9 protein-coding genes are annotated in these 14,643 nt (G+C 70.9%); 4 read left to right on the top strand and 5 right to left on the bottom strand.

Annotated elements, in window-relative coordinates; translation table 11 throughout:
* Nucleotides 1–87: 87 nt before the first annotated feature.
* The gene (locus ACIA8K_RS01530; RefSeq protein ID WP_396053747.1) at nt 88–513 is read left to right on the top strand and encodes a hypothetical protein; all 426 of its coding nucleotides are present in this window, start codon (nt 88–90) and stop codon (nt 511–513) included.
* 43 nt (nt 514–556) lie between these two features.
* Here ACIA8K_RS01530 and ACIA8K_RS01525 read toward each other — a convergent pair whose 3' ends face one another.
* Both ACIA8K_RS01525 and ACIA8K_RS01520 read right to left on the bottom strand, forming a co-directional pair.
* Complete coding sequence (locus ACIA8K_RS01525; RefSeq protein WP_396053745.1) at nt 557–2,383, bottom strand: AMP-dependent synthetase/ligase; 1,827 nt, start codon at nt 2,381–2,383, stop codon at nt 557–559.
* 186 nt (nt 2,384–2,569) lie between these two features.
* The gene (locus ACIA8K_RS01520) at nt 2,570–3,199 is read right to left on the bottom strand and encodes a TIGR03085 family metal-binding protein (RefSeq protein WP_396053743.1); all 630 of its coding nucleotides are present in this window, start codon (nt 3,197–3,199) and stop codon (nt 2,570–2,572) included.
* 223 nt (nt 3,200–3,422) lie between these two features.
* Between ACIA8K_RS01520 and ACIA8K_RS01515 the strand changes: the two genes are divergently transcribed.
* Entirely contained in the window at nt 3,423–5,180 is a 1,758-nt protein-coding gene (locus tag ACIA8K_RS01515; RefSeq protein WP_396054470.1) for an ABC transporter ATP-binding protein, read from the top strand.
* Entirely contained in the window at nt 5,173–6,936 is a 1,764-nt protein-coding gene (locus ACIA8K_RS01510; RefSeq protein ID WP_396053741.1) for an ABC transporter ATP-binding protein, read from the top strand. The genes ACIA8K_RS01515 and ACIA8K_RS01510 overlap by 8 nt, the downstream gene beginning before the upstream one ends.
* 155 nt (nt 6,937–7,091) lie before the next feature.
* Here the strand turns inward: ACIA8K_RS01510 and rpsD are convergent, their stop codons facing one another.
* Nucleotides 7,092–7,700, bottom strand: coding sequence for a 30S ribosomal protein S4 (gene rpsD, locus ACIA8K_RS01505; RefSeq protein ID WP_396053739.1), 609 nt, complete (start codon nt 7,698–7,700; stop codon nt 7,092–7,094).
* Nucleotides 7,701–7,817: 117 nt separating this feature from the next.
* On the opposite strand from rpsD, the gene ACIA8K_RS01500 reads away from it, so the two are divergent.
* A complete protein-coding gene (locus ACIA8K_RS01500) occupies nt 7,818–8,576 on the top strand; it encodes a DUF2470 domain-containing protein (protein ID WP_396053737.1) in 759 nt (252 codons plus the stop codon).
* Here ACIA8K_RS01500 and ACIA8K_RS01495 read toward each other — a convergent pair.
* Both ACIA8K_RS01495 and ACIA8K_RS01490 read right to left on the bottom strand, forming a co-directional pair.
* On the bottom strand, nt 8,562–9,161 hold the full coding sequence (locus tag ACIA8K_RS01495) for a TetR family transcriptional regulator (RefSeq protein ID WP_396053735.1): 600 nt from the start codon (nt 9,159–9,161) through the stop codon (nt 8,562–8,564). The genes ACIA8K_RS01500 and ACIA8K_RS01495 overlap by 15 nt on opposite strands.
* Nucleotides 9,162–9,275: 114 nt before the next feature.
* The gene (locus ACIA8K_RS01490; RefSeq protein WP_396053733.1) at nt 9,276–14,525 is read right to left on the bottom strand and encodes a hypothetical protein; all 5,250 of its coding nucleotides are present in this window, start codon (nt 14,523–14,525) and stop codon (nt 9,276–9,278) included.
* Nucleotides 14,526–14,643 lie beyond the last annotated feature (118 nt).

The following is a 14,643-nucleotide window of genomic DNA, read 5'->3' as shown; positions in this document are numbered from 1 at the left end:
CACACGTTCGTCGCGAGCCCGTCATCGTGATGATCGCCGAGTCACACTTTCTTCACGAGTCTCGGGTGATCAGGGCATCATGTCGTCATGGGGGACGTTGGCTGGAATTGGTCCGACGCGTGGATCTTCGTTGCGGTGGTCATCGCCGACCGCACCGAACGTGACCGCGCGTCGTCGATCGGCCTGCCCGCCGCCGGCGCGACGCTCGCGGACGTGCTCTCCGCCGCCGACTTCCTGCACCGCAGCCTGCCGCAGCGTGCCGAGGTCGAGCTCGCGCTCCAGCGGCTGGCCGGCGCCGGCCTGGTCCTGATCGAGGACGACCTCTTCCAGGTGGCCGCGGCCGGCGAGCACCTCTGGCGGACCCGGCCGTTCAGCGGCCTGTCCGCCGCGGTCGACACGCTCCAGGCCCAGCTGAACCGCAACAGCACGCCCGGCGACCCGGACGAGTGGACGCTTGAGCCCCGCGACTACGCCATCGCGGTCCGCGAGTTCTCCGCCCGCGACAGCCGCTGACCCGCTTTCCCAGATCAAGGTCAACGGCCGCCGGGGGTACGCCCTAGAGGTGTGCCAGCGAGCCCTCGTACATGGACTCGATCTCGTCGGAGAAGTTCGCCTCCACGACGCGGCGCTTGATCTTCAGGGACGGCGTCATCTCGCCGTCCTCGATTGTCAGGTCGCGGTGCAGGACCGTGTACTTCTTGATCGTCTCCCAGCGGTTCAGGTTGTCGTTGAGCTGGCGCACGTAGTCGTCGACCATGGCCCTGACCTCCGGTGTGGCCACGATGTCGGCATAGGACTTGCCCTCGTGCGCGGTGCCGGCGGCCCAGCCGGTGAGCGCGTCCGGGTCGAGCGCGATGAGCATCGTGCAGAAGTTCCGGGACTGGCCCACCACCACGACCTGCGAGGTGTACGGGCAGATCGCCTTGAACATGCCCTCGATGTGCGACGGCGCCACGTACTTGCCGCCTGACGTCTTGACCAGGTCCTTCTTCCGGTCGGTGATCTTGAGGAAGCCGTCCGCGTCAAGCTCGCCGATGTCGCCGGTGCGGAAGAAGCCGTCCTCGGTGAACGCGGCAGCTGTCTCCTCCGGCAGGTTGTGGTAGCCGCGCATGACAGGCGCGCCGCGCAGCAGCACCTCGCCGTCCTCGTCGATCCGGCACTCCAGGTCGCCGAGCGGCTTGCCGACCGAGCCGATCTTGACCTTCTCCGGGCGGTTGACGAAGTTCGCCGCGGAGGCCTCGGTCAGGCCGTAGCCCTCAAGGATCGGCAGGTTGGCCGCGGCGAAGAACTCGGCGATCTGCGGGCTGAGCGCGGCGGAGCCGGAGACCAGCGCGCGCATGCGCCCACCGAGCCGGGCCTGCAGCTTGCTGAAGACCAGCCGTTCCGCCACCGCGTACTTCACCTTGAGTGAGGCGGGCAGCGGCTGGTTGGTCTGCTCGTACGCCACCTTCTCCTTGCCGACCGCGACGGCCCAGGTGAAGATCTTCGCCTTGAGCCCGCCACCGCCGGTGCCGTTCGTGACGGCCTTGTTGTAGACCTTCTCGTAGACGCGCGGCGCGGAGCACATAAGCGTCGGGCGGATCACCCCGAGACTGTCGATCAGCCGGTCCACCCGGCCGTCGACGTAGGTGGGCACGCCGACGTGGATGATGCCGCAGATCAGCGTCTTGCCGAACGAGTGGGACATCGGCAGCCACAGGTACTGCAGGTCCGTCTCGAGCAGCAGGCCGAGCTGGCCCTGCGCCACGCCCTCCCAGGTCCAGCCGCGGTGCAGCAGCTCCACACCCTTCGGCCGGCCGGTGGTGCCGGACGTGTAGATCAGCGTGGCCAGGTGGTCAGGCGAGATGCCCTCGACGATGCGGTCGATCATCGACGGGTCCGCGGCCAGCTCGGCGCGGCCCTTCGCCTCCAGCTCGGCGAGCGTGAGCTGGGGGATCGCGGCGTGCGGGTCGGCCGGGCCGTCGATAAGCACCACGTGGGTGAGCGCGGGCAGGTCCGCGCCGGCCATCTTGGCGGCCTGTGCCGGGTCCTCCGCGATCAGCACCTTCGACCCGGAGTCGCCGACGATGAACGTGGCGTCGGCCGCCTCGGTGGTCGGGTAGACAGTTGTGGTGGCGCCGCCGGACAGCATCACGCCCAGGTCCGCGAGGATCCACTCCAGCCGGGTGGTGGAGAGGATCGCGACCCGGTCCTCCGTGCCGATGCCGAGCGCGTGCACGCCGGCCGCGATCGCCTTAGCCCGCTCGCCCACCTGCGTCCAGCTCAGCCAGACCGGGCCGGACTCGTCCGCGCTGGGGTGGGCGAACGCGTGCCGCTCCGGGGTAGCCGCCACCCGCTTCAGCAGCATGTCCGCAATTGACCGGTAAGGAACGTCAAGGGTCATATTGGCCGCCTCTGGTGGTATATGTGAACGTGACCGGCGTCTCGTTAAATCTGTGTTACCGAAGGGTATGGCGGCGACGGCCGTTCGTCGAGACCCGAATCCACACAGCGTGCGGCCGCTGTGCCGGTCGGCGGATGATCCACATGACGTTCGGAGGGGTAACTCCCTGTTTGCCGGAAATGACGATCAGAGGCGGAAACTGGCGGTACGGAGCCGGTCCGCGAGCGCGGGCGCGGCCTCGATCTGCACCCGGGAGGCGCGCTGCCGGCCCGCGATGAACAGTGTCAACTCGCCCGGCGCGCCGATCAGCCGCGCCGGTTCACCGCCCGCACCCGCGGTGATCTCGCCGAGCCCGGGCGCCTGAAGCGTCAGCGCGGCAGGGAAACGCCGGAGCGCCAGCCGGCTGAAGAGGCGGACGTTCCCCCAGAGCGCCGCGTCGAAGTCCGCGCCGAGCGTGCGCGGTTGCCAGCCGGGGCTGCCGCGCCGCACGTCCTCGTGGTGGATGTAGAACTCGCCGGTGTTCGCGTACGGGTCGGCCAGCCGGTTGCTCTGCGGGCTCCACCACGGGGGGTTGCGCACCTGCGAGATCAACTCCTCGTAGGGCGTCTCGGCCCGGCGTCGCAGCGCGCGCTCCCCGTACCCCCGCATGGGCTTGATGAAGTTTCCGAGTCCGGCGATCGGCTGGCGTTCCCGGACGACCAGGTGGGCGGCCAGGTCGCGGGCGGTCCACCCCTCGCAGAGCGTGGGAGCGTCCGGCCCGACGGCCAGGAGAAGATCGGCTAGCGCGGCCCGTTCGGTGAGCGAATGACGCGTCATGTCGCTGATCCTAGAACCGCCCGTTCGGGTAGCGGACGGTGTGAACGCGGCCACACAGGGGCGGTCGCCGGGCATCGGCCGCGCAGGAGTAGACATTGGTAAGGGATTGAAACGGTTGTAACGCTTACCGGCTGTCAGGCCGGCACGAGCGCGACCGAGGCGGGGGATCTACGGGGTGAGTGTCACCGAGGACACCGGCACGACGACCAGGACCGGCGGCGACGTGCTGTTGCGCGGCCTGCGCGTGCTCGGTCAGGGCATCGCGGCGGAGCCTAGGCTCTTCGCGATCTCGGTCGCCGGAAGCGTGCTGCACGGCGCGATGCTTGTCGGTAATGCGTATGTGATCGGCGCGATCGTCGGCCGGGTGATCACGCCCGCGTTCGCCGAGGACCGGATCGACGTCGGCGCGCTCGGCCTGGCCGCGGCCGTGCTGCTCGGCATCAGCGGCATCCGGGTGGCCGCCATGTTCGCCCGCCGGCTCGCGGCCGGCGCCATGATGTTCCGCCTCCAGGCCGGCTATCGCGAGCGCATCACCCGCCGCTACCTGGAGCTGCCGCTCGCCTGGCACCAGCGCAACTCGGCCGGTTCGCTGCTCTCCACCGCCACGTCGGACGTGGAGGCGGCGGTCCAGCCGTTCGCGCCGCTGCCGCTCGCGGTCGGCACGATCGTCATGCTGTTCGGCGCGCTCGGCAGCGTGCTCTGGACCGACTGGGTGCTAGGCCTGGTCGGCCTGGTCCTGGTGCCGTCGCTGTTCGCACTCAACGTCTTCTACTCCCGGCGGATGTCGCCACGTCAGATGCGCGCGCAGAAGCTGCGCGCAGGCGTCGCCGAGATCGCCCACGAGAGCTTCGATGGCGCGCTTGTCATCAAGACGATGGGCAAGGAGACCGCGGAGACCGAGCGGTTCGCGGCCCGGGTCGGTGAGCTGCGCGACGCGCTGATCGCGGTCGGGCGGCTGCGCGGCCTCTTCGACCCGCTGATGGACTCACTGCCGAGCGTCGGCACCATCGCGGTGCTGTTGCTCGGCACCTGGCGGCTCAGCACCGGCGCGATCACCGTGTCCCAGCTGGTGAGCGTCGCGTTCCTGTTCACAGTGCTGGCGTTCCCGCTGCGCGCGATCGCCTGGCTTGTCGGCGACCTGCCGCGCGGCGTCGCCGGCTACGACCGGGTGCACGCGGTGCTCGGGGCCGAGGGCTCCACCAGGTACGGCACCGACGACCTCGACCTGACCGGGCCGGCCCAGCTGACGTTCGAGAACGTCGACTTCACCTACGCGACAGGCGAGCAGGTGCTTGCCGGCGTCACGCTTGAGGTGCCCGCCGGGAAGACTGTCGCGCTTGTCGGCCCGACCGGGTCCGGCAAGTCCACTATCGCGTCGCTTGCCGTCCGGCTCGTCGACCCGGACTCCGGCACGGTCCGGCTGGACGGCGCGGACCTGCGCACGCTCACCGCGGAGTCGCTTGCCGGAAGCATCGCGCTGGTCCCGCAGCTGCCGTTCGTGTTCGACGACACCGTGCGGGCGAACATCGCGCTCGACCGCCCGGCCGCGGACGACGCCGAGGTATGGGCCGCGCTGCGACTGGCCCAGATCGACTCGTTCGTCGCCGGGCTGCCCGAGTCGCTCGACACCGAGGTCGGCGAGCGGGGCACCTCGCTCTCCGGCGGGCAGCGGCAGCGGATCACGCTTGCCCGCGCGCTGGCCGGCCGGCCGCGGCTGCTGATCCTTGACGATGCGACGAGCGCGGTCGACCCGCGCGTGGAGGCGGCGATCCTCGGCGCGCTGCGCGCCTCGGCCGGCGAGGGCGCGAGCATCCTTGTCGTCGCGTACCGGCGGGCCACGATCGCGCTCGCGGACGAGGTGGTCTACCTGGAGAACGGGCGGATCCTGGCGCGCGGCACCCACACTGAGCTGCTGGCCACCGTGCCGGGTTACAAGGACCTGGTCACGGCCTACGAGAAGGCGGAAGCCCTTAATGACTGAGGACGAGGGCACCTACGCCACGCTCCGGCGCGGGCTCGCGCTCTCGCCCGAGCTGCGCGGCGGGCTGGCCGGCACACTGCTGCTCGCGCTGATCTCGATGATCGGCCGGGTCGCCGCGCCGATCGCGATCCAGCAGGGCATCGACAAGGGCATCACCGCGCCCGGCGGCCCGCACGTCGGCACGGTCGCGATCATCGCGGGCACCACGCTCGCGGTCCTGGTCATCACCACGGCCAGCGGATACCTGATGATGCGCCGGCTGTTCACGGTGAGCGAGACCGCGCTGGCCGGGCTGCGGGTGCGTACGTTCCGGCACGTGCACGACCTGTCCATGCTTCACCAGCAGTCCGAACGACGCGGCTCGCTGGTGTCCCGGGTGACGAGCGACGTCGACCAGATCACCACGTTCCTGCAGATGGGCGGCGTGCAGCTGATCGTCAGCGGCGGCCAGCTGATCGTCACCACAGTGGTCATGGCGTTCTACTCGTGGCAGCTGACGCTCGTCGTGTTCGCCGCGTTCGTGCCTGCCGCGATCGTGATCCGGGCCTACCAGAAGCGGCTCGCGGGGGCGTACGGCGAGGTCCGTGCGCGGATGGCCGCCATGCTTGCCGTGGTCTCCGAGAGCGTGGTCGGCGCGGCCGTGATCCGGGCGTACGGCATCTCCGGCCGTACCGAGGGCCGGCTCGACAAGGCGATCGGCGACGTGCGGGTGCGGCAGAGCTCCGCGATGAGGACAAGCGTCACCAGCTTCTCCACGGGCGAGGTCGCGACCGGCCTGGCGCTGGCCGGGGTGGTGTGCGCGGGCGTCACGTTCGGCGTCGGCGGCGACCTGACGATCGGGCAGCTCACCGCGTACCTGTTCCTGGTCACGCTCTTCATCCAGCCGGTGCAGATGGCGACCGAGATGCTCAACGAGGCGCAGAACGCGATCGCGGGCTGGCGCCGGGTGCTCAACATCCTGGACCTGAAGCCGGACGTGGCCGACCCGGGAACAGCTGGTGTCGCGCTGCCGGGCGGACCGCTCGACGTGCGCTTCGACGCGGTCAACTTCCACTATCCGGACGGGCCGCGCGTGCTTACCGACGTGTGCGTGGACATCACCGCGAAGACGAAGGTCGCGGTGGTCGGCGAGACCGGCAGCGGCAAGACCACGTTCGCGAAGCTGCTCACCCGGCTGATGGATCCGACGGCCGGGCGGGTGCTGCTCTCCGGCACGCCGCTGACCACGGTCCGGTTCGACTCGCTTCGCGCGCGGGTGGTGATGGTGCCGCAGGACGGGTTCCTGTTCGACGCCACCATCGCGGAGAACGTCAGGTTCGCCAGGCCGGGCCTCAGCGACGACGCACTCCGCGCCGCCTTTGCGGAGCTGGGGCTGGCGGACTGGCTGGGCGCGCTGCCCGCCGGGATCGAGACGCGGGTCGGTGAGCGCGGCGAGTCGCTGAGCGTGGGGGAGCGGCAGCTGGTCGCGCTGGCCAGGGCCTATGTCGCGGACCCGGACCTGCTTGTACTCGACGAGGCGACGTCCGCGGTGGACCCGGCGACCGAGGTGCGGTTGCAGGCGGCGCTCGACACGGTGACCCGCGGCCGGACCACTATCGCGATCGCGCACCGGCTCTCCACCGCCGAGGCCGCGGACGAGGTGCTGGTCTTCGACGCCGGCCGGATCGTGCAACGCGGATCGCACGGGGAACTGCTCAAGGAGCCCGACGGGGTGTACGGGAAGCTGCACGCCAGCTGGCTGGAGCAGACCCGCTAGGTGCTCTTGACCGTGCGCCCGCGGATCCCGTGGCCCGCGGGAGCACGCGGGCGGTGACCCGCGCGGAGCGGGGTATATCCGCATTTACGGTTTTGGAGCGTTCCGCCGGCCGTGGGGCCTGAAGCCACGGCCGGCGGAACGGGACCCGGGACGGATCAGCGGGCGTAGAACTCGACCACCAGCTGCTCGTCGCAGATGACCGGGATCTCGGTGCGGGCCGGGCTGCGCAGAACTGTGGTCTTGAGCTCGTCAAGCGAGGTCGACAGGTACGGCGCGGTCGGGCCGTCCACGTGCGCGCCGGTCGCCGCCACCTGGAACGGCGGCTTCACGCGGCTGCGCTCGCGAACCTCGATGAGCTGACCCTCCTTGACGCGGTACGACGGCCGGTCGACCTTCTTGCCGTCCACCATGAAGTGGCCGTGCGCGACAAGCTGGCGGGCCTGGTAGATCGTCCGGGCCATGCCCGCGCGGTGCACTGTGGCGTCGAGACGGCTCTCCAGGATCTGCAGCAGGTTCTCGCCGGTACGACCCTGCTGGCGCACGGCGTCGTCGAACGCGCGCCGAAGCTGGGTCTCGGAGATGTTGTACTGGTGCCGCAGCCGCTGCTTCTCCAGCAGCCGGACCTGGTAGTCCGACGGCTTCTTGCGGGACCGACCGTGCACGCCCGGCGGGTACGGCCGCTTCTCGAAGTACTTGACGCACTTGCGGGTCAGTGGCATGCCGAGGGCACGGGAAATGCGGACCTTGGGCCGGCTTTGGTTCACGTTGTGCGCTCCAGGGGTGGTTTGTCCGCGGACGCGGGGGCCGATTGGCTTCCCGAGCCGAGTAAGTTAGCCTTCCCTTACTAAGGCAAGCCTAACGTAAGTCGGAGGGACCAGAACATGCACCCCAGCCCCGCCGAGGTCGCCCGAACACTTGCAGCAGGCCGGCTGCCCGGCAGCGCGACGATCGCCTGCCGTCCCGGTCCGCACCCCGTCCGGCACGTCGCCGACAGCGCGGGCCGGGTGCTGATGCTCAGCCGCCGCGACGGCCTGCTCACCGAGGCGCTGATCCCGACGGACGGCGCGGACGACACCGCGATGGTGCTCGACGTGACGGACGTGCCCCCGGTGGCCGGGGCGCCCTCGCTCGGCCGCGCCTGGATCGCAGGCTGGGCCGTCGCACTGTCCGGTGACGACGCGCGCGAGGCCGCGATCGAGTTCGCCGAGGTCGACCCGACCGGCGACCTGCTCGACCTGTCAGGCGAGTTCGTGCTGCACCGCCTGGAGGTGGCCGAGGTCCGGCTGGAGCGCGGCGGCGTGACAATCGAGGTCGACCCGGACGAGTACGCCGAGGCCGAGCCGGACCCGCTGCACGCGATCGAGTGGGACCTGCTCAGCGACCTCGCCGACCACCACGCGCCGGAGGTCACCGACTTCCTGAAGGCGCAGCTGGACAAGGCCGGCATGACCTACGGCGGGCGTGATCCCCGCGTCGTGCGGATGGACAGGTACGGCATGCTCGTCGACATCGGCACCACCAAGACGGTCCGGCTCGCCTACGCCCACCCGGTCGCGGACCGCGCCGAACTGGCCCGGCTGCTGCACCCGGTGCTCTGCCCGCGCTGCTCCGCGGACTCCGCCACCTCACACGCCGCTTAGGTCACCCGTGAGATAACGCTGCAGGGTCGGGCCCATCGTGGCCACGATCGACTCCGCCGGGGCCGACGCGATCGGCTCCAACCGGATCACGTACCGCATCATGATCAAACCAGCGATCTGTGACGCGACCAGGCCCGACCGCAGCGGCGCCTCCCCCGGATCGACCTCCAGCTCAGTCATCGCGCGGCGCAGCACCTGCGTGGCGATGAACTCGCGGAACAGCCGCGCGGTCCAGTCGTTCGTGACCGCGGACCGCAGCAGCGCCACCCCCGCCTTCCCGGCCTGCCCATCCCACACACCGAGGATCATCCGGATCATCCGCTCGCCGACGCCGTCCACGCCGCCTGCCAGCACGTCCGGCAGCAGCTCCGCCGGGTCGATCGGCGCCTCCATCGCGGCCAGGAACAGCTGGTCCTTGGTGCCGAAATAGTGGTGCACAAGCGCCGGATCGACGTCGGCCACGGACGCGATCGCCCTGATCGACGCCTTGTCGAACCCCCTGTCCGCGAACACCGACCGCGCCGCGCCGAGAATCGCCTCCCGGGTGTCCGGGTTACCCGGCCTGCGCCCGGTCCGTCCTGCCATGTGTGGGGCTCCTCTGTCCGCGATGTGCCCCCTCATCGTGCTTCATGCCGTGCGCGGGCGCAGTGCCGCGGCGGCAGCCACCAGCGCCGCGTCGCGGACCACGGCCACGCCGCGTCAGAGCGCGAGGATGCGGTCCAGGAACTCGCGGTAGCGGCGCATCGCGATCCGCATGCTCTCGGTGTCAGGCGTGGCGTTCGCCTTGTGCGGGTCCAGGCCGGCCTGCTCCGCAAGCAGCGAGTCCGCGAGATCGTGCACCGCGTTCGCACAGACGGTCTGCGCCTGCGCCAGCGCCCCCACCGGATCGTCCACGAACTGCGCCTTGATCTCATGCCACTGCTGCCGGAACGGCGCCGCGGCCTCCTCCGTCCACACCGCGATCGGCGTCTCCACCACGTCGCCGGGACGCAACTGGGGCGCCTCGGGGTCGTGCGTGGCTGTGGTCTCGGCGTCGCCTGTGGCGGTCTCGGCGTCGCCTGCGGCGGTGGTCTGCGGGTGGTCGTCGTCGCGGTCCAGGTTTGTGCTCAGCAGAGTCACGTCGTCATCCTCATCGTCGTCAGCGCGCTCAGGCTGGGTGCTGGCATGGTCGAGCGGTTCCGGCTCGGGGTCGATCGGGGCGTTCGTGCTGCTCGGCGCCGGGTCTGGGAGCGAGTCAGCGGGGTTCGCCGTGGTCGTGAGGCGTGCGTTCTCGTCGAGGGCGGCTTTCTCGGCTTTCTTGGCTTTCTCGGCTGCATCGGCCGGGTCGGCAGTCGAGGCCGGCGGAATCGCGTCCACTGTGACGAGGTCTGCGCTGGTCGCGTCGAGATTAACGTCGTCGGAGACGGTCGTGGAGGCGCTGGTGGTGTGGGTGGTGCCCGTGGTGCCGGCCCATCCGCCGGTCACGGGCGGTTCGGCTGGCGTCCGCGCCCAGGTCTTTCGACCGGCGTCCAACTCGTCGCCCGGCTCAATGATGTCCTGGTCGGCCGTATCTTCTGCTTCAAGAAGCCCGGGAGCCTCGAGTTCGCCCGGCTCCTCCACCCTAGTCCCGGCAGGATTGAGGCCGCCGAGGGCCGACTCGGCGTCTACGCCGATGAGAACCGGTGCCGGGTTCCGCACGTCCGAGGCCATCGTGTCCCCGTCGAACGCGGGCACAGGAACCGTTCCCGTGAGAGCCGCCTCCACGTCGTGCCTGTCCGGGTCGGCTGGTTCCCGATCGTAGGCCTCGTCGACAGTTGGTTCCGCGTCGTGGGGGAGCGCGGGATCCGGTGCCGCATGCGCCTCCGCCGGTGTCTGCCCTATGCCATATGCGTGGGTGATCACAGGCCCGGTGAACTGCGCGTCTGTGCCGACCGCCGCCGCGTCGTGTGCCTTCGCGTCATGCACGTCTGCGCGTGCCGGGTCAGCTTCTTGGACTGCTGCGCCGAGTAGGTCTGCGTTCTGAGTGTCCGCGGCGGCCGGTTGGGCGTCCTGCGTGTCCAGGGCTTCCGGCTGCGTGTCCAGGGCTTCCGGGTTCGCGTGATCAGCATGCGTGAGGGGCGGTGTCGCGGCTGTGACGAGTAGGTCTGCCTCCCGCGTGCCCGCGTCTGCTGGTTCGGGGTTGTGTGTGTCCGAGACGGCTGGGCTCGCCTCATGAGCGCTGGTGAGAGTCGGCTCCACAACCGAGGCAGGCGAATCCGTGTCCTGCGGATCCGTGTCCTGCGGATCCGTGGCGTCCGGGTCCTGTGCATTCGCCGACAGGTCTGTGGTGTGCCGCCGGGTTGAGGCCGCCGGTGTGTAGACGATGCTGCCGGCCTTCCGCGCGCCTGAGCGCAGCGCTGCCACGGCGGCGCCGATCTCGGCGCTCCGTTCGGAGGAGAGGCCAGAGCCGCCAGGTGCCGCCGGACGCGCAGCCTGCCCGGCGCCGGGTCGGCCGCTTCCCGCGGTCTCGGGAGCGGACTCCGTAGCCACAGCGGCGTCGTGCGCGCGCAGCGCATCGGCCGCGGCCTCCGCGGCCAGCGTCGTCTCGTTCCGATCTTGAGCAGCGTCCGCCACCAGTGCATGTGCGCCGGTACGCTCCCGCAACGCCTCCGCGATCGCCTCGATGACCTCGAACGAAGCTTCGTCATTCCGGTGCAGCGCAGCAGAGGCAGCCCGGCGTTCGTCGGCGGGCGCACCATGATCGGCGCCGATGACCGGCCGCTCGCCGGTACGCTCGGTGAGCGCGTCCACCTCACCACGGCCGTCCGGAAGATCAACCGGCTGCAACCGGGTCGTGGTGACCCACACCGGCGCAGGATGTTCCGGCCGCAGCTCACTCACGTCCACGTCAGAGCCGGACTCGGCCTCGTCATCGTCCGTCTCGCCGTCCGCGATAGGCGACATCGCGGCGTCCACCCGCTCGCTGCTCCTCCCGGCCGTCTCGCGGGTTCCGGCCGTCTCGCGGGTTCCGGCTGTGTCGCGGGCTCCAGCTGTTTCGCCGGCTCCAGCTGTTTCGCCGGCTCCAGCTGTTTCGTCGGTTTCGAGTGTCCCGCCGGTTTCGCCTGTCTCGGCTGGTTCGCGGGCTCCGGCGGTCTCGCCGGTTCCGGTCGGCGCGGTCTCCGGGGCTGTGACCGGCTCGGTGTTCGCGGCCAGGCCGGTGACCGCCGCAGCTGGCGAGGTGTCTGCGACAGGCGTGATCTCTGCAGCCGCGAGCGGCTTGAACACCTCGAGATGGATCTCCACCGCAGGCCTCGCATCGACACCGACCGCTACCGCCGCATCAGGATCGGCGTCGATCGCCCCCGGCGCCGACTCACCGTAGGCAGCCAGCGCCTCGGCCGGGTCTGCACTGTCCACCCAGTCGTGCTTGCCTGCCAAGTCGTGCTCGCCTGCCGGGTCGTGCTCACTCTCGTGGACTTGGTCGTCGACGTGGTTGCGGTCGCTAGCCTGGCCATGGGCGGCTGCCGTGCGAGCAGTTCCCCCGTCGTGGAGATCCGCGTGTTCAGAGGCGTCTGCCAGGTCGCGCGGCCTCTCCGGGCCGTGGCCCCCTGCCAGATCGCGATCCTCATACCGCACCATGCCGTCTACCCGACCGTGCTCGGCACTGTCGATGCTCTCCGCCTGACCGACGGAGTCCGCGTGCCCCATGCCGGCCGCCGGGCGACGACGATCAGGCTCGTCGGGGAGGTCGGCAAGGCTACGTGCCCGCACGGAGTCGCCCGAGCGGGCCACCTCATGCGCATGGGCTGCATCGTCCGCGAGCGCTGCGTCGAACGCGTCGGTGTGGGCCGGATTGTTCGCGCGTGCCGGATCGGCCGAGCGAGCTGCGTCGACGACCGCGCGTGCCGCGTCGTCCGCATGGGCCGGGTCGACCGCGTGAGCAGGGGGGTTCGCATGGGCTGCGTTGACCGTGTAGTCCGGGTCGTATGCGTAGTTCGTGTGGGCCGGTCTATCCGCGTCGTCCGCGTCGTCCGCGTCGTCCGTGCGGGCCGGATCGACCGTGTGGGCCGGTTCGACCGCGTAGGAAGCGTCGTCCGCCTGGGCAGCCTGCGCCACGTCGTTCCCGTAGGTCGCGGCGTCCGCGTCGATCGCTGGGGCCGCGTCGACTGCGTGGGTCGCATCATCCGCGTGGGTCGCGCCGACCGCTTGGGCCGCGTCCACTGACTGGGTCGCATCATCCGCTTGGGTCGCGTTGACCGCTTGGGTCGCATCATCCGCTTGGGTCGCGTTGACCGCTTGGGTTGCGTTGACCGTGGGGGTCGCGTCGACCGCGTGGGCCGGGTCGGTCCCGTGGGGCCGGTTGTCCGAGTGGGCCGGATCGTTCGCAGAAGGCGGATTGGTCGCACCGGACAGGCCGCTCGCATGGGCTGGGTCGTCCGGGGGAGCCGGGTCGTCGGTGTCGTCCGGCGAGGCTCCAGACGGGACGGCGGGCACGGCGAGCCGCGATGTCTCCGCGGCGGGCAGCGTGTCGGCGGCGGGGCCGATCGGCAGACCGGCGCCCGGGGGGACCGGCTGCCAGGTGCGCTGCGCAGGCCGAGGCGACTCCGGATCCGTGTTGATCACGTTGTCCGTGGCGCCAGTTCCGCGCGTTTGTGCCGGTACATCGATGCGGGCGGTGCCGTCCGGTCGTGCCGGCGTTAGCGCGGAGGTGGGCGAATCGAGGTCGACCGAGTCGTCCGGCGCGGTCCGCGGAGCGACGGGCCAGCCCGCTCCGGAACGTTCCTCGTCGATACGGGGCGGGCGGGGCCCAGCAGCGCCGCGGGTGGGCGGTGCGGGTTCGGTCACCGGCGTCGCTCCGCCGAACGGTGACCACGGGCTGCGCGCAGTGTCCGGGATCGGCGGTACCTCAGGGATCACCGGTTTGCCGCTCCACGGCCCCTGAGCAGGGAGGGCTGGGTTCGGGACGCCCTCACCGGCCGGGGCCAGCGGCGCGAAGGAGGCCCCGCCGTCCGTGACAACGTCGTCCGGCCGACCGGGCGGCGCGCTCGGCGGCCCGGCTTCGTACGATGCGGGCTCTGTGCTTTGTGCCGGTATGACGGCAGGAGCCGACTGCCCACCGGTGGTGTCCTGGCCGCCGGCGACTCGGCGGCCGTGACGGGCCGGGCTGATTCCTTCAGGCGGAGCCGCCGCATCCTCTCCGCGAGGCGTGCCCGGCGCACCCTGACCGGGTACAAACCGCCGGGTCCCCGGCCGCACGCCAGGCGTGATCGGCTGCAGACCGCCGATGTCCCGCCCGCGTCCACCCTTCGGCGACTCCGCCCCGTCGTGACCAGCCATCTCCTGCGCGCTCAACGGCGCGAACTCGGCTTGCTGGCCGCCAGCTTGCGCCTGCGGCCCACCAGCTTGCGCCTGCGGCCCACCAGCTTGCGCCGCCCCCGCGGTGGGCTGGACATCCTGGATCGGCATACCCATCGGCGTGGTCGCCGCCGGGTCATCCTCTACAAAGGCCGCCTCACCGAAGCCGGGACCTGGGCCGGGACCGGGACCGGGACCGGGAGACTCCGTATTCGCCGGTGCCAGGCGCGACCACGTGGCCAGGTCGACGACGGACGAGCGCTGCTCGCGCGGATCGCCGAACCGTTCCGTTTCCCAGTCATCGTCGTCGCCGTAGTCGTAGAACCCGTCCCCGCGCCCGATCGGCTGTGTCACCGGTTCGGCAGGCGGCGCGGGCGCCCACGGGCTCGGCACCGCCCACGGCCCGGCCGCGCCGGAGGGCGGCGGGCTCTCCGGCTTGTCGATCAGCTGCGCCATGTACGGCGGGAGCGGCGCATTCGACGGCTGGGTGGCCTCCGGGTTCTCGCCGGTGTCGGAGAAGAACGCCGCGCTGTCCGCCGCCTGCCGTGGGTGGGGGACCGGCTTCCCGTGCGCCTGCCAGCCGGGCGTGGCCTCCTCGGGGCCTTCGCCGGCTCCGGAGGGGGGCGTCGGGGGCATGGCGATTCTCCGTCCGCTCGTGAGGTGAGGCGAACGGTACCCGCCACGCATGATCGATACAGCACCCCGGAGGGGCCTTTGCCCGGTAAAATGTCTGACTTAATACGCGACCGGGCGT

This window comes from Catenuloplanes sp. NPDC051500 (assembly GCF_044454585.1).
In the GTDB taxonomy this organism is placed as follows: domain Bacteria; phylum Actinomycetota; class Actinomycetes; order Mycobacteriales; family Micromonosporaceae; genus Catenuloplanes.
Note: the sequence above shows the minus strand (reverse complement) of the source record. Positions and strands in the feature narration are given on the sequence as shown.

Excerpts from the sequence above, each read along its gene's own strand:
- ACIA8K_RS01530 (WP_396053747.1), top strand. The coding sequence starts at position 88 with ATGGGGGACGTTGGCTGGAATTGGTCCGACGCGTGGATCTTCGTTGCG.
- ACIA8K_RS01525 (WP_396053745.1), bottom strand. The coding sequence starts at position 2,383 with ATGACCCTTGACGTTCCTTACCGGTCAATTGCGGACATGCTGCTGAAG.
- ACIA8K_RS01520 (WP_396053743.1), bottom strand. The coding sequence starts at position 3,199 with ATGACGCGTCATTCGCTCACCGAACGGGCCGCGCTAGCCGATCTTCTC.
- ACIA8K_RS01510 (WP_396053741.1), top strand. The coding sequence starts at position 5,173 with ATGACTGAGGACGAGGGCACCTACGCCACGCTCCGGCGCGGGCTCGCG.
- ACIA8K_RS01500 (WP_396053737.1), top strand. The coding sequence starts at position 7,818 with ATGCACCCCAGCCCCGCCGAGGTCGCCCGAACACTTGCAGCAGGCCGG.
- ACIA8K_RS01495 (WP_396053735.1), bottom strand. The coding sequence starts at position 9,161 with ATGGCAGGACGGACCGGGCGCAGGCCGGGTAACCCGGACACCCGGGAG.
- ACIA8K_RS01490 (WP_396053733.1), bottom strand. The coding sequence starts at position 14,525 with ATGCCCCCGACGCCCCCCTCCGGAGCCGGCGAAGGCCCCGAGGAGGCC.